Annotated in this window: 21 protein-coding genes and 1 riboswitch; of the genes, 12 read left to right on the top strand and 9 right to left on the bottom strand. The window is 39.7% G+C overall.

The genetic code is table 11. The annotated features are described in order from the left end of the window. The first annotated feature begins 334 nt into the window (after positions 1-334). Positions 335-2,344 carry an excinuclease ABC subunit UvrB gene (uvrB, locus tag BDD30_RS16240; protein ID WP_041382142.1) on the top strand — a complete coding sequence of 670 codons (2,010 nt, stop codon included), beginning with the start codon at positions 335-337 and terminating at the stop codon, positions 2,342-2,344. Here the strand turns inward: uvrB and yvcK are convergent, their stop codons facing one another. Beyond that, positions 2,345-3,253 (bottom strand): uridine diphosphate-N-acetylglucosamine-binding protein YvcK, encoded by a 909-nt coding sequence (gene yvcK / locus BDD30_RS16245; RefSeq protein WP_015835064.1) that lies wholly within the window; start codon positions 3,251-3,253, stop codon positions 2,345-2,347. 272 nt (positions 3,254-3,525) lie between these two features. Further along, positions 3,526-3,671, top strand: a riboswitch (molybdenum cofactor riboswitch). Here yvcK and moaA point away from each other — a divergent pair. The 9 genes from moaA (at position 3,661) to BDD30_RS23710 (ending at position 10,260) form a co-directional block, all read left to right on the top strand. Next, positions 3,661-4,641, top strand: coding sequence for a GTP 3',8-cyclase MoaA (gene moaA, locus BDD30_RS16250; RefSeq protein WP_015835063.1), 981 nt, complete (start codon positions 3,661-3,663; stop codon positions 4,639-4,641). (Overlaps the previous riboswitch by 11 nt.) A gap of 37 nt (positions 4,642-4,678) precedes the next feature. Beyond that, the gene (gene moaC, locus BDD30_RS16255; protein WP_015835062.1) at positions 4,679-5,155 is read left to right on the top strand and encodes a cyclic pyranopterin monophosphate synthase MoaC; all 477 of its coding nucleotides are present in this window, start codon (positions 4,679-4,681) and stop codon (positions 5,153-5,155) included. Continuing rightward, positions 5,155-5,400 (top strand): molybdopterin synthase sulfur carrier subunit, encoded by a 246-nt coding sequence (gene moaD / locus BDD30_RS16260; RefSeq protein WP_015835061.1) that lies wholly within the window; start codon positions 5,155-5,157, stop codon positions 5,398-5,400. The genes moaC and moaD overlap by 1 nt, the downstream gene beginning before the upstream one ends. A gap of 3 nt (positions 5,401-5,403) precedes the next feature. Then, positions 5,404-5,859, top strand: coding sequence for a molybdopterin synthase catalytic subunit MoaE (gene moaE / locus BDD30_RS16265; RefSeq protein WP_015835060.1), 456 nt, complete (start codon positions 5,404-5,406; stop codon positions 5,857-5,859). 180 nt (positions 5,860-6,039) lie between these two features. Next, a complete protein-coding gene (locus BDD30_RS16270) occupies positions 6,040-6,750 on the top strand; it encodes a Bax inhibitor-1/YccA family protein (protein ID WP_015835059.1) in 711 nt (236 codons plus the stop codon). 630 nt (positions 6,751-7,380) lie between these two features. Continuing rightward, positions 7,381-8,628 (top strand): 8-amino-7-oxononanoate synthase family protein, encoded by a 1,248-nt coding sequence (locus BDD30_RS16275; protein WP_049795210.1) that lies wholly within the window; start codon positions 7,381-7,383, stop codon positions 8,626-8,628. Between the two features lie 109 nt (positions 8,629-8,737). Beyond that, positions 8,738-9,892 (top strand): MFS transporter, encoded by a 1,155-nt coding sequence (locus BDD30_RS16280; RefSeq protein ID WP_015835057.1) that lies wholly within the window; start codon positions 8,738-8,740, stop codon positions 9,890-9,892. 75 nt (positions 9,893-9,967) lie between these two features. After that, entirely contained in the window at positions 9,968-10,090 is a 123-nt protein-coding gene (locus tag BDD30_RS24755; protein ID WP_282958048.1) for a hypothetical protein, read from the top strand. An 8-nt stretch (positions 10,091-10,098) separates the two neighbouring features. Further along, complete coding sequence (locus BDD30_RS23710; protein ID WP_170152967.1) at positions 10,099-10,260, top strand: hypothetical protein; 162 nt, start codon at positions 10,099-10,101, stop codon at positions 10,258-10,260. On the opposite strand, the gene BDD30_RS16285 is transcribed toward BDD30_RS23710, so the two are convergent. From BDD30_RS16285 to BDD30_RS16305, 5 genes are read right to left on the bottom strand one after another with little or no spacing between them, the layout of a single operon-like run. After that, entirely contained in the window at positions 10,237-11,343 is a 1,107-nt protein-coding gene (locus BDD30_RS16285; RefSeq protein WP_015835056.1) for an ABC transporter permease, read from the bottom strand. The two genes, BDD30_RS23710 and BDD30_RS16285, sit on opposite strands and share 24 nt — an antisense overlap. Before the next feature lie 12 nt (positions 11,344-11,355). Further along, positions 11,356-12,513, bottom strand: a complete 1,158-nt coding sequence (locus BDD30_RS16290; RefSeq protein ID WP_015835055.1) for an ABC transporter permease — start codon at positions 12,511-12,513, stop codon at positions 11,356-11,358. After that, positions 12,510-14,246, bottom strand: coding sequence for an ATP-binding cassette domain-containing protein (locus BDD30_RS16295; RefSeq protein ID WP_015835054.1), 1,737 nt, complete (start codon positions 14,244-14,246; stop codon positions 12,510-12,512). Before BDD30_RS16295 ends, BDD30_RS16290 begins: the two co-directional genes overlap by 4 nt. 9 nt (positions 14,247-14,255) lie before the next feature. Further along, the gene (hlyD, locus tag BDD30_RS16300) at positions 14,256-15,248 is read right to left on the bottom strand and encodes a secretion protein HlyD (RefSeq protein ID WP_015835053.1); all 993 of its coding nucleotides are present in this window, start codon (positions 15,246-15,248) and stop codon (positions 14,256-14,258) included. A gap of 16 nt (positions 15,249-15,264) precedes the next feature. Further along, a complete protein-coding gene (locus BDD30_RS16305) occupies positions 15,265-15,951 on the bottom strand; it encodes a transcriptional regulator (protein ID WP_015835052.1) in 687 nt (228 codons plus the stop codon). Between the two features lie 303 nt (positions 15,952-16,254). Here BDD30_RS16305 and rhlE point away from each other — a divergent pair, with 303 nt between their 5' ends. Continuing rightward, complete coding sequence (rhlE, locus tag BDD30_RS16310; protein ID WP_015835051.1) at positions 16,255-17,589, top strand: ATP-dependent RNA helicase RhlE; 1,335 nt, start codon at positions 16,255-16,257, stop codon at positions 17,587-17,589. A gap of 83 nt (positions 17,590-17,672) precedes the next feature. After that, complete coding sequence (gene dusC / locus BDD30_RS16315) at positions 17,673-18,605, top strand: tRNA dihydrouridine(16) synthase DusC (protein ID WP_015835050.1); 933 nt, start codon at positions 17,673-17,675, stop codon at positions 18,603-18,605. A gap of 85 nt (positions 18,606-18,690) precedes the next feature. On the opposite strand, the gene BDD30_RS16320 is transcribed toward dusC, so the two are convergent. The 3 genes from BDD30_RS16320 to BDD30_RS16330 form a co-directional block, all read right to left on the bottom strand. Continuing rightward, on the bottom strand, positions 18,691-19,803 hold the full coding sequence (locus tag BDD30_RS16320; RefSeq protein WP_015835049.1) for a lipase family protein: 1,113 nt from the start codon (positions 19,801-19,803) through the stop codon (positions 18,691-18,693). 469 nt (positions 19,804-20,272) lie between these two features. After that, entirely contained in the window at positions 20,273-21,349 is a 1,077-nt protein-coding gene (locus tag BDD30_RS16325; protein WP_041382138.1) for a lipase family protein, read from the bottom strand. 346 nt (positions 21,350-21,695) lie between these two features. Beyond that, on the bottom strand, positions 21,696-22,811 hold the full coding sequence (locus BDD30_RS16330; RefSeq protein WP_015835047.1) for a lipase family protein: 1,116 nt from the start codon (positions 22,809-22,811) through the stop codon (positions 21,696-21,698). Positions 22,812-22,888 lie beyond the last annotated feature (77 nt).

Consider the following 22,888-nt stretch of genomic DNA (forward strand, 5'->3'; position numbering starts at 1 on the left):
CTTAGAAAAGTTGCGCAACGCAAGAAAATACGCGGCTTTCATCAAGGTTGATGTTATTCTCGTCTTTGTTTTAATTCTGTTTTATATCAATAAGTTAACTAAAATCAAGCCTTGTGGTCCGGTAATGATGTCTCGTGTTGTCACCTTTCAGTTGATCAGATAAAAAATGAAAAAATCAAGATGATTTTGGGGATAAAGTCGTATTTATTTTGATGTTAATGAACTAATTAATAGAGGAGTTATCTGAATTGAGTATGTTTTTGTAAAACTGGCTTGAAGCTGGTTTTTTATCCAGTATTATAGATGGATTAGTTTTGGAAAAGTGAGATACCTAATGAGTAAGGTGTTCAAATTACATTCTGACTTCGAGCCTGGTGGTGATCAACCAGAGGCCATTTGCCAATTGCAGGAAGGGTTAGAGGACGGGCTTGCCCATCAGACTCTACTAGGAGTAACAGGGTCAGGTAAAACATTCACTATTGCTAATGTGATAGCTAATTTAAACCGACCAACCATGGTACTTGCTCCAAACAAGACACTGGCGGCTCAGCTTTACAGTGAAATGAAGGATTTCTTCCCCGAGAATGCGGTAGAATATTTTGTTTCCTACTACGATTATTACCAGCCTGAGGCTTATGTCCCGAGTTCTGATACTTTTATAGAAAAAGATGCCTCGGTAAACGAGCATATCGAACAAATGCGCTTATCTGCTACTAAGGCTTTGTTGGAGCGACGGGATGTGATAGTGGTTGCATCTGTATCGGCTATTTACGGTTTGGGTGATCCGGATAGTTACTTAAAAATGATGCTCCACTTGACCAATGGTATGATCATTGATCAGCGTTCAATTCTGCGACGTTTGGCCGAACTGCAATATACCCGTAATGATCAGGTATTTCAGCGGGGTACATTCAGAGTACGTGGTGAGGTAATTGATATCTTTCCAGCTGAATCTGATGAGCATGCCCTGCGTGTTGAATTGTTTGATGATGAAGTGGAACGGTTGTCACTGTTTGATCCATTGACAGGACAGGTTCAATACAATGTTCCCCGGTATACTGTTTATCCAAAAACTCACTATGTTACTCCGCGTGAGCGTATTATTCAGGCGATGGAACAAATTAAAATTGAGCTTGAACAGCGACGAAAAGTATTGCTGGCAAATGGTAAGTTACTGGAAGAACAGCGTATTACTCAGCGTACTCAGTTTGATTTGGAAATGATGAATGAACTGGGTTATTGCTCTGGTATTGAAAACTATTCCCGTTACCTTTCTGGTCGTACCGAAGGAGAACCACCTCCAACATTGTTTGATTACCTCCCAGCTGATGGTTTGCTGGTGGTGGATGAATCGCATGTTACTATCCCGCAAATCGGTGGGATGTACCGAGGAGATCGTTCCCGTAAAGAAACGTTAGTGGAATATGGTTTCCGTATGCCTTCCGCACTGGATAACCGACCATTACGATTTGAAGAATTTGAAGCACTAGCTCCACAGACAATTTATGTTTCTGCGACACCAGGTAAATATGAACTAGAAAAATCTGGGGGTGATGTGGTGGAGCAAGTGGTGCGTCCTACTGGTTTACTTGATCCTGAAGTGGAGGTTCGCCCGGTAACAACTCAGGTTGATGATCTATTATCTGAAATTCGCATTCGGGCGGTGAAAAATGAGCGGGTGTTAGTCACGACTCTGACTAAGAGAATGGCAGAGGATTTAACTGAGTATTTGGAAGAACACGGTGAGCGTGTTCGTTATTTGCACTCAGATATTGATACCGTTGAACGGGTGGAAATTATCCGGGACCTTCGTTTAGGTGAGTTTGATGTATTGGTAGGCATTAACTTGCTGAGGGAAGGGTTGGATATGCCAGAAGTCTCTCTGGTGGCAATTCTTGATGCTGACAAAGAAGGTTTTCTGCGTTCTGAACGTTCATTAATTCAAACTATTGGACGTGCCGCTCGTAACCTGCACGGTAAAGCGATTCTTTATGGCGATAAAATCACAGATTCAATGGCGAAAGCGATTGGTGAAACGGAACGCCGTCGTACCAAGCAGCAAATATTTAATGCAGAACGCGGTATTGTTCCAAAAGGTCTGAATAAGAAGATCGGTGATATTTTGCAAATTGGACAGCCTGCTGGCGGTAAAGGGAAAACCAAAGGCAAAGCGGTTGCCACAACAGAAGCATTTAGCAAGCTATCCGCCAAAGAGTTGGAAAACAAAATCCGCGAGCTGGAGGCGAAAATGTACCAGCATGCGCAGGATCTTGAGTTCGAATTGGCGGCCAATGTTCGCGATCAGGTGCAAATATTGCGGGAGCAGTTTATTGCTAATTCATGACTAGCCAAGGTTTTGCAGGGTATTTTCCAACGCCTGATGCAGTAATTCACGGTCGTGGCGGTAGGGGATATCCTGTGCTTCCAGTATTTGCTGAGTAACAATTCGGTCGCTGAGCTCACTCGTATCTGTACAAGGACCGACAATGACCGCATCAATCATCCGGCAGCCAATTTTATGTTCCATTATTTCTAGCTTATCTTTCAGTGTTAGCTTGGCTGCGGCAATACTCAATTCTTTCCCGAGATTACCGATATAAATCATATTGGCGTTACTGCGGCGCAGTGCTTGAGTTAAATCTTCAAGTAATAGTAATGGCATCAGACTGGTAAAGAAGCTACCGGGACCGATAATAATCAGATCTGCTTGAGTAATCGCATCCAGTGCTTCTTTTGTTGCTGTCGCAGGAGGATAAAGCATCAACTCCTGAGGGATACAATTCAATTGATCAACATTAACTTCGCCATAAATAGTATTGCCTTGATCATCTATTGCCATCAGGTCAACCGGCTGCTCAGACATTGGAATAAGATGAGCATTAACTTTTAATAAACTGCGGATTAAATTAATCGCTTCAAGCGGTCTGATACTTAAATGATCTAATGCTTTAAGCATCAGATTACCCAGGTTATGTCCTGCCAATTCTCCATTACCACCGAAACGATACTCAAACATTGCTGATGCAACGCTGGGTTCGGTAATAAGCTGATTTAAACAATTGCGGGTATCTCCCCAGGCAATACCACCTTCAGAACGTCGGATTCTTCCAGTAGAGCCACCATTATCTGTCGTGGTAACGATGCCCGTGAGGCGGGAACCGAGTGATGAAAGAGAGGACATGACACGCCCAAGGCCATGACCTCCGCCTAGGGCAACTACCCGATCTAAATCGGCTAATGTGCGGTTTCGCATAGAATTCCTGCTGCTGACTGAACTTATATTTATCGAATAATTTTAGCGTAATTTATTATAAAACACGATTAACTGAATCTGTGTCGTGATTTAACACAATGTTTTTATTAAATATAATGTTTTTATCAATGACCAGATGGTTGTCCATTATTTGTTCTTATGTTTGCTAAGTCATTGTATAGTAAATTATATAACGAATGTGGATATTCGCGTTTTCCTTTTTTAAGCGCTAGAATTTGTATTGGAATGCCGTTTTACGCTAAATCATAGGTGTTGAAATTTAACTCCTAGCCTCTGCATCTAAGTCACCGTTTTGCACAGCGATATGATGCTTTGGCCGTGACCACTGAGTCACCAAGATGTGAGGCAGAAATGCCTGCGTCTCCCATGTTTGGAAAGGTGTTATTGTGGAACAACTCATAGATACTTTTGCCCGCAAATTTTACTATTTGAGGCTATCAATTACCGATGTATGTAATTTCCGGTGCACTTATTGCCTGCCGGAAGGTTATAAACCCCGTGGACATCACTCCTTTTTGACATTATCTGAAATCCGTCTGGTTGGCCGGGCGTTTGCTGCTCTTGGTACAGAGAAAATCCGTTTGACGGGGGGCGAACCGACCATGCGCCGTGATTTTACCGATATTATTTCTGTTATACGTGAAAATGAGTTGATTAAAACTCTTGCTGTAACGACTAACGGTTACCGGATGGAACGGGATGTTGCTAAGTGGAAAGAGGCTGGCTTAACTGCGGTGAATGTCAGTATGGATTCACTTGATCCTCGCCAGTTTCATGCGATTACCGGACAGGATAAATTTTTTCAGGTGATGGGCGGAATTGATGCAGCATTTGAAGCGGGTTTCAGTAAGGTGAAAGTCAATGTGGTGCTGATGAAAAATGTTAATGACATCAGTCTGCCAGCTTTCTTGCATTGGATAAAAGATCGCCCAATTCAATTGCGGTTTATCGAATTGATGGAAACCGGTGATGGTGGTGAAGTATTTCGAAAATACCATATTTCGGGTGAAACAATTCGTGAGCGTTTGTTACACAATGGCTGGTATCAACTTCAACGCTCACGTAGTGATGGTCCGGCTCAGGTTTTCAGCCATCCTGATTATCAGGGGGAAATTGGTCTGATTATGCCTTATGAAAAAAATTTCTGCCAAAGCTGTAATCGCCTACGTGTTTCCGCAATAGGTAATCTTCACTTATGCCTGTTTGGTGAACAAGGAATACCACTGCGTGATTTGTTATCGAGTGAAGAACAACTGGATGATCTGAAATTGCGTATTCAGGGCGGGTTACGCTATAAACGGGAAACCCATTTTCTTCATCAAGGTGACAGCGGTATCACGCCAAATCTTTCTGTCATCGGCGGTTAGTTGACTATCTTTATATTGTTTTTTTCAGGAGCGAGTAATGTCCCAATTGACTCACATTAATTCTACCGGTGAAGCCCATATGGTTGATATTTCTGCGAAAGCGGAAACGTCACGCGAGGCTCGGGCAGAAGCTTTTGTTGAAATGAGGCCAGAAACATTGGCAATGATTATAGAGGGTAGTCACCATAAAGGTGATGTATTTGCAACTGCCCGAATTGCGGGTATTCAGGCGGCAAAGCGCACATGGGAATTAATCCCGCTATGTCATCCATTATCGCTAACTAAAGTAGAAATCATGCTAGAAGCCCAGACAGAATATAACCGGGTGAGAATTGAATCCTGTTGTCGTCTGACGGGGAAAACTGGCGTTGAAATGGAGGCACTGACAGCGGCATCAGTCGCGGCTTTGACAATTTACGATATGTGCAAAGCGGTACAGAAAGATATGGTTATTGGGCCAGTTCGTTTGCTCGAGAAAATAGGCGGTAAATTAGGCCATTTTAAGGTGGAATAATGATAAAGGTCCTGTTTTTTGCTCAAATACGTGAGCTGGTAGGTACTGATTCACTGGATTTAGATAATAGTTACATAACCGTTGATAGTTTAAGGAATGCATTAATATCGAAAGGAGAACGTTGGGCCTTGGCGCTGGAAGATGGAAAACTGCTGTCAGCCGTAAATCAATCTTTTGTTCATGGTGAACATCCATTGCAGGATGGTGATGAAGTGGCTTTTTTCCCGCCAGTGACGGGGGGGTGATTAATGGAAAACACCCGTATTTTTGTTGGTTTGGAAAATTTCAATGTAGGGGATGAGTACGAGTGGCTTTCTCAATGTGATGAAGACGGTGCGATCGTCACTTTCACGGGTAAAGTTCGTAATCATAATTTGGGGGATAGGGTAAGTGGATTGAGGCTGGAACACTATCCCGGAATGACGGAAAAAGTGCTACGGAATATTGTCGTTGAAGCACGCAGTCGCTGGCCATTGCAGCGAATCAGTATTATCCATCGGGTAGGTGCGCTTTATCCTGGTGATGAAATTGTGTTTGTTGGTGTCACTAGTGCGCATCGTAGCATGGCTTTTGATGCCGCTGAATTTATTATGGATTACTTAAAGACAAAGGCACCTTTCTGGAAAAAAGAGTTCTTGCCGGATGGTGAGCGTTGGGTTGAATCCCGTGAAAGCGATCAGGAAGCAGCGAGACGTTGGTTATGAAACTACATTCCTATTTTTGCGAAACGCTTCGAAAACTGATGAGGTAAACAAACTACTATACAAGTAATTATTGAATGGTTAATTGTTTTGATTATATTCTGTGATAATGTATAAAACTTGAATGGGTTGTTGCTATTCAACAGCCTGAATCTTTAAACATTGTCATAAAAGGTAAGCGTTATGGATAGATATCCACGCTCAAATGGTTCGATAATCCAACAGGCGGGAACCGGACTGCAAGCTTATATGGCCCAGGTTTATGGTTGGATGACTTGTGGTCTGTTATTAACGGCGTTTGTGGCTTGGTATGTGTCACAAAATCAGGCAGTTGTTTTATATATTTTTTCAAACTCAATATTATTCTATGGGTTGATTATTGCTCAGTTTGGCTTGGTTTTCGTCCTCTCAGGTATGATTAATCGCATGGGAGCTTCGTTAGCCACAGGGTTGTTTATGCTCTATTCAGCCCTGACTGGCTTAACGCTTTCCAGTATTTTCGTTGTCTATACTACCGGCTCCATTGCTAGTACTTTTGTCGTGACTGCGGGGATGTTTGGTGCGCTGAGTTTTTACGGCTATACCACCAAACGTAGCCTGAGTGGCCTTGGTAGCTTCTTATTTATGGGGTTGAGCGGCATTATTTTGGCTTCTCTGATTAACTTCTGGTTAAAGAGTGAAGCGTTGATGTGGGCTGTAACCTATATTGGTGTAGTTATTTTTGCGGGTTTGACTGCTTACGACACTCAGAAACTGAAAGAGATGGGTGAAGATCTGGATGTGAATGATAAAGAGAATTTGCGTAAATTCTCTATTGTTGGCGCACTGACCCTGTATCTCGACTTCATTAATATGTTCTTAATGCTGCTGCGTATTTTTGGCGATCGCCGTTAATTAATATCTTCAGTGTAGTTAAAATAACTTTAATTACACTGAGTTTTATACCCTATGGATTTCAAGTTGCAGCGCGGCGGCAAGTGAACGCATCCCCAGGAGCATAGATAACTATGTGACTGGGGTAAGTGAACGCAGCCAACAAAGCAGCAGCTTGAAAGATGAAGAGTATAGATTTATTTTCTAATAACGAAGAATTATATCGCTTTATTGGTCTAAAAATTCACGATTATATTTTTGTGAATTGTGCTGACGTTATATCAAAAAGAGTATTTATTGAATTAATAATATCTGAATAACAAGACTAGTTATTATTTATGCTTAGTGATTCTCTTAAATTCATTTAGTTATCGATGGTGATAAACGTTTATGAAGCATATTTTTAAGGTGGATTCACTCCACATAATTCATATTTACTGAGGTATCATTACTGCAAGTATAATAATGTTTTGTTATTATTAAATAAGTAATGTAATTGCAATGGTTAATATATTTTTTCATATAAATTATTTGTGATTAATTGATTTCTGATTTTTTTCATGAGAATATAAATTGCTGCAAAGGTAAATTTTGTTACATAGAAGTCATGATTCCGATATTCTCACAAGGGAATTCAATGGGGTTTATTACATGAATAATAATAAATTTATAAATTATAAGAAAGTTATTAGCATCTCAGAAAATGATTGGGAAAATGCAGAAAATAATAAGATATCAGGCTTAGATGTGAAAGTATCTGGTATAAATTATATGACAGACCAATATGGTCGAGATTTTCATCATTTCTGTACTACATCATATCTTGGTCTGGATTATCATAACGATATATTAAATGGTGCTATAGACGCGATAAAAGAAACAGGGTCACTTCGTATACCTAACTCGAAGAATAGATGTAAACTTTCCATTTTGGAAAATTATGAACAGGAATTGTCAGCGTTATTTAATGCCGAATGTTTAAGTACATTATCATGTAGTTCTGCAAGTTCAGGTATATTGCCTTTACTTGCATCGGGTGTTTTCACTGGCAACGTAAACCCGGTTATGGTATTTGACAAATATTCTCATTATTCTATGAATCATTTAAAACCGTCATGCGCTGATGAAACAGATGTGATAACAATCCCACATAATGATATGGGTTATCTTGAAGATATATGTAAAAGACATAAGAAAGTAGTTTATGTGGCAGATGGTCTATACAGTATGGGAGGTGTTGCTGACATAAGTTCAATAATGTATTTAAAAGAACGGTATGGGTTATTCACCTACTTGGATGATTCACATGCTTTATCTGCTATAGGAGATAAAGGTTGTGGATATATCAGGTCATATATTAAGGATCTGGATGAGACCAGCATTATCGTTGCTTCTTTGGCTAAATCATTTGCAGCCAGTGGTGGTTTAGTTATGTTGGGGAGCCGTAATCAAAAGAAACTTATTCATCGTTATGGTGGCCCGAGTAATTGGTCTCAGAGCTTAAATTCAGCAGCAATAGGGGCTGGAAGAGCTTCAATTAGGATACATTACAAGCCTGAGTTTAAAGAGCTTCAGGAAAAATTGAAAAAAAATATACAATTATTTGACAGTTTAATAACTACAGATCAACTTGGCAGTTTGACTGCAATACGATTAATTCAATGTGGTGATGCTTCGTTGGCAAATAAAACGGCTGCATTTTTAGCTGAAAATGGCTTTTTTACATCATCGGTTTTTTTCCCTGTCGTTCCTCAAGGGCGGGCTGCAATTAGAGTGACTCTCAGAGCTGACATGGATAGTGATTTAATTAAACGATTTTGTTATTTAATCACTGATTTCTTAAGAGAATCTTTATATCAAGAGAGTGCCACTTTAAATTCCCCAATAAGTGTAGCGTAAAGAAGATAATTTTGTTGTGGGGGAAGGGATAACGATCTCATACCCCATATTAAGTCTTCTCATTAAAATTATTTTCCCAAGTGTATAATACAATCATCGGTTAATAAAAATGAAAAAAAGTTTATTATTAATACCATGTATATCCATTTTTATAGCCCAACTTGGTATGACCATATATCTCCCTGCTGTACCTGAAATCGCATCAGACTTACACTTAAATATAAACCATATTTCATGGATGCTTTCATCATACTTAATTGGAATGGCTTCATTAATGCTGGTGTGGGGCGGAATATATGATTTTTTTGGGGAAAAGAAATCAATGTTTTTTGCTCTTATTATATTATTTGCATGTAGTGTTGGTGTAACGCTATCAACTAATATTTATTCTTTGATTTTAATTAGATTTTTTCAGGGAGTTGGAGCCGGTGGAGTTTCTGTTATTGCCCGATCAATTTTGCGTGATAATTTTAGAGGAGATGAGTTGGCAAAAGCATTATCTTACTTATCGATAGCATTTGTCATTTCTTTGGGAATTGGGCAATCAATAGGTTCTGTTATACTGACCATTTTGGGATGGAAATATATATTTTATATTTTGGCTTTGGGATCATTAATGTCAATGTTATTGTTGCCAACAAAAAAATATAATCATAGTAAAAATGAAGAAAATTCAGTATATAACTATATCAATCTGTTAAAAAATAAACATTATATCTATGCAGTTTTCATTGGTGGAATTGGCTATGGTGCAATTATATCATTTAATATTATGGCTCCATTGATTTTTAAGTTTAATTTTGGTTGGTCAGAAAGCCAATATGGTATTATAGGAATTCCAATCAGTATATCTTATTTACTTGGAACGATAATTTTAAATCGATACATAGTATATTGCGGTAGATCTAATCTGATGAAAATAGGAGTAATTTTAATTCTTATTGGTGGTGTAGTTATGTTTGTTGGGAGTATTGTGGGGGGAATTCTGGAGATAATACTATATAGTGCTTATTTCTTAGTTGTTCTTGGGCAAGCAATAAACTACCCGATCAGTTTATCTATTGCCTCAGATAAAACCTTTATAACAGGTTCTTCTGTGATGGCATTAATTGGTTTTATTCATCAAATCATAGCCGCGTTTGTTGGTGGTATAACCGGTCTTTTTTCATATAAAGAATCTTATCTGCTTCCTTTAACGATAATAGTATTATCATCATTTTCACTATTTCTGTTTTATAAAATTAATAAAAAATCTGAGAAATGATCATTATATACCCAATAGATTTCGAGTTGCAGCGCGACGGCAAGTGAACGAATCCCCAGGAGCATAGATAACTATGTGACTGGGGTGAGTGAAAGCAGCCAACAAAGCAGCAACTTGAAGGATGAAGGGTATAAAAATATACCCTATGGATTTCAAGATGCATCGCGACGGCAAGGGAGTGAATCCCCGGGAGCATAGATAACTATGTGACCGGGGTGAGCGAGTGCAGCCAACAAAGAGGCAACTTGAAAGATGACGGGTATACTCTGATTGTTCGTAATGTTACAGGTGTCTACCACCGATATTTTGGTGGTAGGTTACATATTTCATTTCTATTTTTTGACTTAGGCAATTTTCCGTCGAAATAACCAATAGGCGAGGTTGCCAGTTGTGGCAGTGAGTGCAAGGAGAGGCCATAGACTTCTCCAGATAACAGTAAAATTGGCGTCTTTGAGATAAATTTGCTTGGTTATGTCATTAAAATGCCAGATAGGATTAATCCAGGTGAGATCTTGTAACCATCCAGGCATATTTTCAACCGGGGAAATATAACCGGAGATTAAAATAGCAGGCATGATAAAGACAAATACGCCAATAAACGCTTGTTGCTGAGTGTAACAAAGAGAAGATATTAGTAGGCCAAATCCCACCAGCGATAAACTGTATATCAGCATAGAGCAGTAAAACAGCGATAGGGAGCCAGAAAATGGAATTTGATAGCAGAAGATACCAATAGCCAAAACTAAGGTTGCCTGAAAAGTAGCCACAACTACAGCAGGAACAGCTTTACCAATAAAAATTTGCCAAGTGGTCATTGGTGAAACCAGCAATTGATCCAATGTCCCCTGTTCTCTTTCACGAGCAATTGACAATGCAGTGACAGTTAATATCCCGACCGTGGTAATCAGTGCAACTAAAGACGGTACGACGAACCATTTATAATCGAGATTAGGGTTATACCAGTTGCGGATCACCAACTCACTATTATTGGCTTTTGGTATATTACCCGTTAGCTCTTGTTGATAGTGCATGACAATTTCCTGGATATAACTTGCAGCAATTTGAGCGCTGTTTGAGTTACGCCCATCTAGCAATACCTGGAGAGAAACAGGGTCATGGCTGGCAATCTTAGAGCTGAAATCTTGAGGGAAATGTACCACTAATAAGGCTTTTTGGTGATCGATGACTGACTGTATTTCTTGTGAGTGAGTCAGCAATATCACATCAGGAAATGCTTTGGATTTTGCTAACCGCTGAGTGAGTTCAATGGCAGCTTTGCCTTTGTCTTCATCAAAAATAGCAATAGTCGCGTTAGTTACATCAAGCGTTGCTGATAGTGGGAATAGGATCATCTGAAAGATAACCGGCATAACCAATATAGCTCGTGTCTGAGGATCTCTGAGCAGAGACTGTAATTCTTTAATAATCAGTGTGTAAAGACGATAAAACATGACAGTTCCTTTCTAATCCAAACGACGTCGAGTTTTCCATGCAGTCAGACCAATAAATAACACCGCAGAGGCAATGAGTAGTAGCAGGTTTATCATCAACACCGTGCTGATATTTCCAGCCAGAAAGAGGGTATGCAGGCTGCTGACAAAATAACGAGCAGGGATGAAATAGGTTACTACTTGAATAAATGCAGGCATGCTGTTTATTTCGAAAATAAAGCCAGAAAGCATAATGGCAGGCAGAAAAGCGACATTCAACGCGATCATTGCCGCATTAAACTGATTACGTGTAATGGTGGAGATTAACAGCCCGATACCAAGCGCAGTAGCCAGATAGAGGCTGGTAATTGCAGACAATATCCACAGTGAGCCTCGGAATGGTACGCCCAATATGAATACTGACACTAGCATACAGAGCACCATGGCGAGAGATCCCAGTACTTGGTAAGGCAAGAGTTTGGAAAGTAGTAGTTCGGTGCGGGTAATTTGAGTGGAGAGCAGAGCTTCCATTGTGCCGCGTTCCCATTCCCGCGCAACGACTAATGACGTCAGGATTGCTCCAATGACGGTGATGATAATGGTTATTGCGCCGGGAATAATGAAATGCTGGCTGACTGTTGCTGGGTTAAACCAATAACGGACTTGCATATCAATTAATGGAGTCGCAGAGTTTCCCTGATCCTGCCCCTTTTGTTGCAGCCAAATCTGCCATATTCCTTTGGCATAACTTTGTACAAAGCTTGCGGTATTGGGTTCACTACCATCAGTAATGACTTGGATTTGTGCTTTACCATCAGGGCGGGCAAGTTGAGCATCGAAATTCACCGGAATAACAATTAGTCCGCGTATTTCTCCTGATTGCATCATATTAATTAATTGCTGACGATTATCGCTGATTTTGGGTTCAATGTATGGTGAACCGGCAAAAGCATGTATTAGCTCACGGGCATCTTTACTTTGCTGTTCCACCAGAATACCAATACGAACTGTACTGGAGTCGAGATTAATACCGTATCCGAAGATAAATAGCAGAATCAGTGGAATGACAATAGAAATTAACCCGCTGGTGGGATCACGTAAGATCTGTTTGGTTTCTTTTACACAGAGTGCTTTTAATCGCCGCCAGGAGAAGTGAACCGCTTTTTGTGGAGTATGCTGCTTTAGGTTCATTGCGGCTCCTCATCATAATTAATGACCAGATCAATAAATGCTTGTTCCATTGATGGGTCAGGGTTTTCGTCAGTAGCGACTTGCTGTTTCAAATCATCTGGCGTTCCGGCGGCAATCAGTTTACCGCGGAATATTAGCCCTATTCGGTCACAATATTCTGCTTCGTCCATAAAGTGAGTGGTAACCATAACGGTAACGCCTTTATCTACCATGCCGTTGATGTGCAACCAGAATTCACGCCGTATCTGCGGATCAACACCCGAAGTTGGTTCATCCAGAAATAAAATATCTGGCTCATGCATGAGTGCACAGGATAGGGCAAGGCGTTGTTTATACCCCAGTGGCAATTCGTCGGTCGTCTGATGTAAAACTGATTTGAGATTGAAAGCATCGACCATACCATCAATTTTTTCTTTTTGTTTACGTCCACGTAAGCCATAAATGCCTGAAAAGAATTTTAGGTTTTGTTCAACGGTCAGGTTGCCATATAGTGAAAATTTCTGCGCCATGTAACCCAGATGTTGACGGGCTTTCCCGAAACTGATCTTCAGATCCATTCCTAATACCAGCGCTTTACCGCCAGTCGGTACCATGAGCCCGCACATCATCTTAAACGTAGTGGATTTACCCGCGCCGTTCGGACCAAGCAGGCCAAAGATTTCTCCACGTTTTACTTGAAAATCGACGTGGTCAGTAGCAGCAAAATCGCCAAATTTTTTGGTTAAATCCTGTGCTTCAATTACTGTTTCTGTAGGGTTGACGTCAATCTGCGGCATGATTTCTGCCAGTTCTGAGTAGCGGGCAGGGCCGCCACCGAGTAAGTCTATAAAAGCATCTTCAAAGCGGGGAGCAGTTTTAATAATTTCAGCATCAGGTAGCTCAAGCTGGCTAAGCAGCACTTGTGGGGAAGCATCAGGTTTAAGGATAAGACGCACATATTTGCCCTGAATCACACCATCTGTTACCAGTGGTAGGGTAAGGGCGTGTTGCAGTGTTTTTCGGCGGGAGTCCTGTTTAGTACCGAGCAAGAAAGAACGCCCGGACATCTTTTGGGTTAATTTCTGCGGTTGCCCACTATAGAGCAATTTTCCTTGATTGAGTAACAGGACATCACGGCATCGCTCAGCTTCATCCAAATAGGAAGTACTCCAGAGGATCAGCATGCCATCATCTGCCAGTTCGTGAACCATTCTCCAGAGTTCGCGGCGGGCTATCGGATCAACGCCAACTCCGGGTTCGTCCAATAGTAGCACTTTGGGTTTACCAAGTAGTGTGCAGGCTAGCCCCAATTTTTGCTTCATACCTCCTGAAAGCTTCCCGGCCAGCCGTTCTGTAAAACGGGTAAGGTCAGTGAAAGCGAGCAATTGCTCGTAGGTTTCTTTACGCTCGTTACCCAGTACCCCGCGTAGGTCTGCGTACAAATTCAGGTTTTCTAATACGGTCAGATCTTCATACAGGCCAAATTTCTGTGGCATATAACCCAATTCAAATCGTACTTCTACGCCATTTTTAATCGGATCAAGTCCCATTATTTCAATAGAACCGCTATCTGGCTTTAATAGGCCAGCTAGCATACGTATCAGTGTGGTTTTGCCCGCGCCATCGGGTCCTACGAGTCCGGTGACAGAGCCACCGTAAATCTCGGCCGTCAGGCTGGATACCGCAGGATTATTCAGGCCGGGAAAAGTTTTCTCTACTTTTTCCAACGTTATCGTATATGCAGAGCTGTTCATGACAGCGCCTTATTTGTCTGAGTCAGGAAAATGCAAGGTAATTGGCATACCTTGACGCAGAGCATCATCTGGGTCGGTAACAATAATGCGTAACCGATAGACCAGATCGGTTCGCAGATCGGGTGTCTCGACATTTTTTGGCGTAAATTCAGCCGTTGGCGAAATAAAACCAATTTTACCGTGATAAGGTTTATCTTTACGGCTGTCAGTGTAGAGTAAGATTTCACGTCCAGGAGTTGCCTGCCCAAGATGGCTTTCACTGATATAAGCTCTTACCCAAACTGGATTAGTCAGAGAAAGGGTAAACACGGTATTGCCAGCTGACAGCATCGTTCCTGGCTCAATTGCACGGGTTAGGATGGTACCGGGAGAGGGGGAGGTCAGGTGAGTATCTTGTAAGTCCAATTCAGCCTGAGCAACAGCCGCCTCGGCTTGAGCAAGTTGGCCTTTGGCTTCTGCAATTTCTTCTTTACGATAGCCGGCTTGGAACTGATTCAGTTTATCTTTTGCCGCTTGTAAAGCGGCTAGTGCTTGATTGCGGTTAGTCTTGGCATCTTCTAATTCGTTGGCTGAAATAACTTTACTTTGCCATAAACCTTGTTGACGTTTGAGGAAATTATCAGCAAAACGCCAGGCGGCTTCACGTTGTGCAACTTCCGAGCGCACTTGTGCAATCTCTTCAGTACGATAGCCATATTCCATCATTGCCAGATGCGCTTTAGCACTGTCTCGTGTGGCTTTTGCTTTATTGAGAGCGTTAATGAATGGCATATTGTCCAATTGGCCAATCACCTGATTAGCGGTGATAGTATCGCCTTCATCAACGTGTAGGTTGGAAAGTTTACCACCAACTCGGAAGCTAAGATTAACTGTGCGTATATCTACATTACCGTAGAGTGTTAACGTATTATCACTTTTACTCTGATAATAGTAACTTCCTAAAATAGTGCCAAGAATAACAGCGACTACCAATATTATTAGTGCCAGTTTTTTGCTGTACATGATATGCCTTATTGTTCTAATTGTATGAATTGTATTTTTTAAGTCCGTTTAATAATAAGTCAATATGTTGAATGAGGATTTGATCAATCAGTTTGTACTCGTCTGGCCCGATATTATTCCAGCTTGTCTGGCGTAATAAGGTTTCCCGTGCCATTCGGAAAGAGAGAATTTCACCCATCAAAGCGTGTGTATGGAGCATAGTAGAAAGCTGATGTTCATCAGCGCCGATATAATTAGCAATTAATTTATTTAATCTATTGTGGAGAGGAGCCAGTGCCTGCTCATGGATCAATGTATAGGCATCGGTTGGTGCCAACTGTTCTCTGGCCATTATTAGGCTGATGTTGATACTCTCTTTTTCAATCATCAGACGATTAATTCCAAGAAATCCTTCATGAATGAGCCTCAGTATATTTTCTGGTGAATAAGGAGTTGATGATGAAAAAAAATCATCAATTTCTTTAAAAAGATCAGTAAATTCGGTCTTTATTGTGTCAGTAATATATTGGGCCACCGCCTGATAAAGTCCTTCTTTAGAGCCAAAATAATAAGCTATAGAGGAAATGTTTTGTTGAGCACGGAATGCTATTTCCCTAGTTGTTGCTCCAACAAGTCCGGATTTACCGAAAATCTCAAGAGCTGCTTTAAGTAGCTGTTGTTTTGCCTGTTCGCCTCTGGGGGTTTGAGTGTTGTTGACTGACATGGATATGGGCCCTATTGCAAATAATCAAAAGACTTAAACAAAATATCAATCATATGGTTAACCTTATACTTATAGTAAATCAATGTAAATTACAGAAAAATGTCACGGATCATGAAAACTGCCGGGTGAATACCTGTAGTTTTAGTTGCATCATCAGAAAATATATCTGATATAATAGTTCAGATATGGTGCATTGCAGTTTGTGTTATTTCCTTTGTGGTATTTACCGCGTCTGATTTTCTTCCCATAAAACTGCCCCTGAATGTAGTTCAGGAATGGTGAAGTCTGGAGTATTTCTTATTTATGAGTTTTGAATCACTCGGCTTAGATGCTGATATCTTGTGCGCCATTGAAGAACAAGGTTATTCAGCGCCAACGCCAATCCAACAGCAGGCAATCCCTGTCGTATTAGCAGGTAAAGATTTATTAGCTAGCGCTCAAACAGGCACGGGTAAAACCGCAGGTTTTACATTACCGATGTTGCAATTGCTAAATAATTCCCCTGTTCAAACGAAAGGACGCCGGCCAGTCAGAGCATTAATTCTGACACCAACCCGTGAGCTAGCGGCTCAGGTTGGCGAAAATGTACGTAATTACAGCAAATATCTTAGACTGCGTTCTCTGGTTGTCTTTGGGGGAGTTAGTATCAATCCTCAGATGATGAAATTGCGTGGTGGTGTGGATATTTTGGTCGCAACGCCGGGTCGTTTACTGGATCTTGAACATCAGAATGCGGTTGATTTATCGCGGGTAGAAATTTTGGTATTGGATGAAGCCGATCGTATGCTGGACATGGGTTTTATTCATGATATCCGCCGGGTATTGAATAAGTTACCACCGAAACGGCAAAATTTACTGTTTTCTGCCACCTTCTCTGACGAGATCAAAAACTTAGCGAGTAAATTACTGCATAATCCTGTCAGTGTTGAAGTTGCCCGCCGTAACTCTGCTTCTGAACAGATTGAACAATTTGTCCATTTTGTCGATAAAAAGCGTAAAGGCGAGTTGCTTTCTTTCCTGATTGGCAGTCGTAATTGGCAGCAGGTTTTGGTCTTTACTCGTACCAAACACGGAGCGAACCGTTTAGCAGAACAGTTGAATAAGGATGGCGTAACAGCTTCAGCTATTCATGGTAACAAAAGTCAGGGAGCAAGAACTCGTGCTCTGGCTGATTTTAAAGAGGGTCGGATCAGAGTGTTGGTAGCGACAGATATCGCTGCTCGTGGTCTGGATATTGATCAACTGCCTTATGTAGTGAACTTTGAATTGCCTAATGTATCTGAGGATTATGTTCACCGTATCGGTCGTACTGGACGGGCAGATGCGACAGGGCAAGCACTTTCTCTGGTATGTGTTGATGAGCACAAGTTGTTGAAAGATATTGAACGTCTGTTGAAACGAGAGATTCCCCGTGTGGCAATTCCCGGATATGACCCCGATCCAACTATCAAAGCTGAACCTATTCAGAATGGCCGCCAGGCTCGTGGTGATAATCGTCAGAAAAATAGCCATCGTCGTTCTGGAGCACCTTCGCGTCAGCGTAGCCACAATCGTGCCGATGTATCAAATAAAGCATCTATACCCAATAGATTTCAAGGTGCATCGCGACGGCAAGGGAGCGAATCCCCGGGAGCATAGATAACTATGTGACCGGGGTGAGTGAGTGCAGCCAACAAAGAGGCAACTTGAAAGATAACAGGTATAACATCAGAGGTTAATTAATGCGGGTTTTACTGGCTCCGATGGAAGGTGTGTTGGATTCTTTAGTCAGAGAACTCCTGAGTGAAATCAATGAATATGATTTGTGCATTACGGAATTCTTGCGGGTTGTTGATAGCCTGTTGCCGGTAAAATCTTTTTATAAGCTTTGTCCTGAATTACATAATCAAAGTCGGACACTATCCGGTACTTTGGTACGGATTCAACTCTTGGGCCAATATCCACAATGGCTAGCAGAAAACGCGGCGCGAGCAGTTGAATTAGGGTCCTATGGAGTTGATTTAAATTGCGGTTGTCCATCGAAAATGGTCAATGGTAGCGGCGGTGGAGCGACGTTACTAAAAGATCCGGAACTGATTTATCAGGGGGCAAAAGCAATGCGTGAAGCTGTACCTTCTCATTTGCCTGTGACAGTCAAAGTTCGCCTGGGTTGGGATAGTAGTGAACGGCAATTTGAAATTGCTGATGCAGTGCAACAAGCGGGTGCAACAGAAATTACTATTCATGGGCGGACTAAAGAGGATGGTTATAAAGCGGAACGCATTAACTGGCAAGCGATTGGTGAAATTCGTCGGCGTCTTTCTATTCCGGTTATTGCCAATGGTGAGATTTGGGATTGGCAAAGTGCGCAAGATTGTATGGATGTCACAGGCTGTAATGCTGTCATGATTGGACGCGGAGCGCTTAATGTTCCCAATTTGAGCAGGGTAGTAAAATATAACGAGCCCAGAATGCACTGGCAAGAAGTTGTTCAATTGTTGCAAAAATATGTTCGATTGGAAAAGCAAGGCGATACCGGACAATATCATGTTGCCCGTATTAAACAGTGGCTTGGTTATTTACGGAAAGAATATAAAGAAGCGGCAACACTGTTTGAAGAGATAAGGAAACTGAAAACATCTGCTGATATAGCACATGCGATTTCTTTAGCGTGATTGTTGAGTAAGAACTGATTATTGCAATGGAACCTTTAATAAGGTTCCATCTTGACTTAATTAGTGGAAGGACAATACGATAAATTTATTTAGTATCGTTACTATCTTGGGCTATAAATGAGAACAGCTCACGAACATTACGAGAAAGGCCATCATTAATTACAACAATATCATGATCAGTTGGTGGATTAGAAAGATCATTCACTGAAACTAAGCCCATACCATACTGATTAGCATAGGCATGAATATGTTGAAATATGAGCTGGTCAATTAAGCCTAGAGAAGGTTTTGAATTAGGTTCAGTAAAAGGTAAATCTGGAGTAAGGTGGGTATAATTTTTATCCTTCACAAGATAGATAAAACCGTTAACTGCTAAAAATGATATTGGATAAAGAGCCTTAATTTCTTCTAACCCTTTTACGTGCCAGGCTAAAGTAACGACATCCTTACGATTATGTATCCTTAGAAAATCACTTTTATAACTCGGTACCAATGTTCCGTTAAAAACAGATTCAGCATAGGATGCGAAAATATCGTTACCAGTAGCTGGGTTAGCAGAAGTGCAAACATGAATACGGATATTATTATTTCCTTTATCAATGTACCGCCTCTTTAAATACAGGCCAACAGTATAGGCTAAGACACCACCTAAACTGTGTCCTGTAAGAGTAATATTTGTTACTCCCTCTTCCAGAGCAATTTTATCAATTGCATCAATCAGTGATTCTCCATAGCCAAGTGTGTTATTACTTTTTATTTGATTAATAACATAGTCTAAAGCAATGTGGGTTCCTTTCGAAATTTTAGCATCTTTAGGGGCCTTGGTATCCCAAATTGACCAGTTCTCAGTTGTACCTACATTAAAGTTTTCATCACGCCAGTTCACATCGGACCATGATCCTCGAATAACAATTCGATAATCATTTGGGGTTTTGAGGTTTTTCACAATGAATAAAACATGATCATCTTTTTTATCTATAACACTTTTTTTCTTATTAACATCAACACTACCGACACGGAAAACAGCAGGTCCCCAAACGATGGAGAACTTATTTGCTGTTATCTTACTACTTTCTAATGACTTTTTAATATTTTCCGCAACAATAGTGGGTTCTGGATTGTACGTTAATATACTTCCTGAGCTACTAATAAAGCTTAATGCGAGATTTATCTTTTGATCTTCAATAGAAATAGTCATTTTTATTTCCAACTTTTTTATATGACAAATGTTAATTTAATGTTTAGGTTTGGAGATTAATAACCAATTTTTTGTTTTCAATCAAAGTTAAAAACAAAATTAAAGTTTGTAAAAACCTTTAATTTAGCTACATTGGAGTATAGAGTATTTTAATGTTAATTTGTTTAACAAAATAAATTATCTATTATGAGCTTTAAAATAAGCGATAAAAATTACGCTATGCTTTTGTAAGATTATGTTAATTCTTAGTAATGATAATGTGGAGAAAGCGTAGGTGATATTTTCTATGGAAAATAATTTAAATTGGTATCTACAAAAGCGAGTGATAGTGAATTGGCGTAATTTTAGTGATATACAGGAATAAATAATTTACTTATTCTATTTAAACGCAATTTATTGCAATAGAATGGAACCTTTAATAAAGGTTCCGTTTATGATGAATTAAAAAAATATATATGACATGGTAAAGTTATGTCACATCGCTCTCATCTTTAATTAGAGATGTGCAACAGTTAGGAATATGTTTAGATAAGTCACTGTCAACTACAACAATATCGCAATCAGTAGGTACCTTTGAGTTATCCTTAATTTCTTTGTAGGACATGTTATAACAGTGGGGATATGCCTTAATATGTTGGTCCATGATACTTTCAGGGATGTTTAGAGATTTATCTAACTTCTTTGAAAAAGATAACTCTGGGGAGAGTTGAGTATAGTGTATATGGCGGGTTTTATGGATGTAGAACTTAACACCAATTATGACTGCTAGATTTGGATAGAGTTTCTCAATTGTCTTTAAATCATTTTTAGCCCATGCCAATGGAACGATATCATTGATATTATGAATTCTTAGAAAATTACTTTTATAAGAATCAGAGTCTAATGTTCCTTTAAAAAAAGAGTCAGAATAGGATGCAAAAATATCATTGCCAGCAGTTGGGCCTGCAAAGGTACAAGCGTGAATACGTATATTTTTATTATTGATGTAGTACCTTTTAAGATATAAACTAAGGGTAGAAGCCATTACACCACCCAGACTGTGTCCTGTGACGGTAATATTCTGAATTCCTTTTTGCTGGGCAATTTTGTCAATTGCATCAGTTATCAATTCTCCACAGTCATCTTTTGTTTGGCTGAGAATATAGTTTAATGCTTTGTCTGTTCCCTTAGAAATTTTAGCATTATTAGGTGCTTTTGGGTCCCATTTTAACCAATCTACAGTTTCTAATACATTAAGATCTTCATCAAACGCGTTAATATTAGACCACGTTCCCCGAATGACAAGGCGATAATCACTTGAATCATTGCAATTTTTCACAATCATTAAAACATGGTCATATCTTTTATCATGGGATTTTTTATCAGCTTGGAATATAGCAGGTCCCCAACAGATAGAGAATTTCCCTGCTGTTGCCTTACTATTGTTAAGTGATGTATAAATATCTGTCTTGATGGTGCTTTTTTTGTCCGGTTTATCGGTTTCTCCAGAATTAATAATAAGGCTTAATGCGAGATTTAGTTTTTGATCTTCACAAGATATAGCCATTTTTACCCCCAAAAATTTTTCATATGATAAATGTTGATTTTGCGTTTAGGTTCAAACATCACGGCTTAGTCTTTTGCATTTTTTTTAAATAAAAAGTACAGTTAAGTTTAAATTTAATAATGAATTTTGTATCTGTCAAATGTATACAAAGGATTTTTTAATATTGTTTTATTTGACAATATGTAAATTATTTATTTTAAAATTAAAGATAAGTGATAAAAATGATGTGTAAAATAATTTCACAAAAATACCATTACATATTTGGGAGGTTATATAGTGATTGTTTAAGTAATTTATTACAATAGAATGGAACCTTTAATAAAGGCCCCATTTCTAAATCTATTGGTTATAATACTATTTTACCCTTGGTTAAAAACTTGAAGAGATCAATAATACTTTCGGATAGGCTATCATTAACTACAACAATGTCGTAATCAGTCGGTATCTTTGAATTATCATCAATAGTGATGAAACTCATGCCATACTCTTTGGTATAGGCTTTAGTATGTTGATTTCCAATATTAACCAGTAAATCATCAAACGACGCTATTGGTAATATTGGAATCTGTGAATGAATAGGGAAATCCGGGAAAATTTGAGTGTAATTCTTATCAAGGACAGAAATGATAAGTCCATTAACTGTTACAGTTAATACGGGATAGATAGCTTTAATTTCCTCCAAACCTTTTATATGCCAGGCCAGGGGAACAACATCGATGCTATTATGAATTCTCAGAAAATGACTTTTATAACCGGCTACTGATATTTCATTGAAAATAGATTCAGAGTAGGATGCGAAAGTCTCATTACCAGCAGTTGGACCTGCAAAAGCACAAACATTAATACGAATATTATTGTTTCCTTTATCAAGATACCGCCTCTTTAGATATAAACCAATGGTAGCAGACAGTACTCCTCCCAAACTGTGACCTGTGATAGTAATGTTTTGTATTCCTTCTTTCTGAGCAATTTTATCAATTGCATCAGTGAGCGATTCTCCATAACCCGGAGGGTTGTTGCTTTTCATTTGATTGATAATGTAATCCAATGCCATGTTTGTTCCATAAGCAATCTTCGCCTCTTTGGGTGAGTTTGAATCCCATAGTATCCAGTCTTTAGTTTTACAGACGATAACATCTTCGTTAAGCCAGTTAATATCAGACCACGATCCTCGAATGACAACGCGGTAGTCACTTGGGTCATGGCGATTTTGCACAATGAATAAAACATGATCATCTTTTTTATCTATAATACTTTTTTTCCGGTCAATACTGTCAACACGGAATACAGCAGGACCCCAAACGATAGAGAATTTATTCGCTGTAGCTTTACTGCTTTCCAATGATTTTTGAATATTTTCTGAAACGATGCCGGGTTCTGGTTTGACAGTTTTTATACCTCCAGAGTTAATAATGAAGCTTAGCGCAAGATTTACTTTTTGGTCTTCACGAGAGATAGTCATTTTTACTCCCTATTTTTTATATGATAAATGTTAAGTCGATGCTTAGGTTTAAATATCAAGAATCAATGTTTTTAATC

The organism is Photorhabdus asymbiotica (assembly GCF_003634575.1).
GTDB classification, from domain to species: Bacteria; Pseudomonadota; Gammaproteobacteria; order Enterobacterales; family Enterobacteriaceae; genus Photorhabdus; species Photorhabdus asymbiotica.

What these genes read in the sequence shown, in the direction of transcription:
- uvrB (WP_041382142.1), top strand. Translation starts at nt 335, where the DNA reads ATGAGTAAGGTGTTCAAATTACATTCTGACTTCGAGCCTGGTGGTGAT.
- yvcK (WP_015835064.1), bottom strand. Translation starts at nt 3,253, where the DNA reads ATGCGAAACCGCACATTAGCCGATTTAGATCGGGTAGTTGCCCTAGGC.
- moaC (WP_015835062.1), top strand. Translation starts at nt 4,679, where the DNA reads ATGTCCCAATTGACTCACATTAATTCTACCGGTGAAGCCCATATGGTT.
- moaD (WP_015835061.1), top strand. Translation starts at nt 5,155, where the DNA reads ATGATAAAGGTCCTGTTTTTTGCTCAAATACGTGAGCTGGTAGGTACT.
- moaE (WP_015835060.1), top strand. Translation starts at nt 5,404, where the DNA reads ATGGAAAACACCCGTATTTTTGTTGGTTTGGAAAATTTCAATGTAGGG.
- BDD30_RS16270 (WP_015835059.1), top strand. Translation starts at nt 6,040, where the DNA reads ATGGATAGATATCCACGCTCAAATGGTTCGATAATCCAACAGGCGGGA.
- BDD30_RS16275 (WP_049795210.1), top strand. Translation starts at nt 7,381, where the DNA reads ATGAATAATAATAAATTTATAAATTATAAGAAAGTTATTAGCATCTCA.
- BDD30_RS16280 (WP_015835057.1), top strand. Translation starts at nt 8,738, where the DNA reads ATGAAAAAAAGTTTATTATTAATACCATGTATATCCATTTTTATAGCC.
- BDD30_RS16285 (WP_015835056.1), bottom strand. Translation starts at nt 11,343, where the DNA reads ATGTTTTATCGTCTTTACACACTGATTATTAAAGAATTACAGTCTCTG.
- BDD30_RS16290 (WP_015835055.1), bottom strand. Translation starts at nt 12,513, where the DNA reads ATGAACCTAAAGCAGCATACTCCACAAAAAGCGGTTCACTTCTCCTGG.
- BDD30_RS16295 (WP_015835054.1), bottom strand. Translation starts at nt 14,246, where the DNA reads ATGAACAGCTCTGCATATACGATAACGTTGGAAAAAGTAGAGAAAACT.
- hlyD (WP_015835053.1), bottom strand. Translation starts at nt 15,248, where the DNA reads ATGTACAGCAAAAAACTGGCACTAATAATATTGGTAGTCGCTGTTATT.
- BDD30_RS16305 (WP_015835052.1), bottom strand. Translation starts at nt 15,951, where the DNA reads ATGTCAGTCAACAACACTCAAACCCCCAGAGGCGAACAGGCAAAACAA.
- rhlE (WP_015835051.1), top strand. Translation starts at nt 16,255, where the DNA reads ATGAGTTTTGAATCACTCGGCTTAGATGCTGATATCTTGTGCGCCATT.
- dusC (WP_015835050.1), top strand. Translation starts at nt 17,673, where the DNA reads ATGCGGGTTTTACTGGCTCCGATGGAAGGTGTGTTGGATTCTTTAGTC.
- BDD30_RS16320 (WP_015835049.1), bottom strand. Translation starts at nt 19,803, where the DNA reads ATGACTATTTCTATTGAAGATCAAAAGATAAATCTCGCATTAAGCTTT.
- BDD30_RS16325 (WP_041382138.1), bottom strand. Translation starts at nt 21,349, where the DNA reads ATGGCTATATCTTGTGAAGATCAAAAACTAAATCTCGCATTAAGCCTT.
- BDD30_RS16330 (WP_015835047.1), bottom strand. Translation starts at nt 22,811, where the DNA reads ATGACTATCTCTCGTGAAGACCAAAAAGTAAATCTTGCGCTAAGCTTC.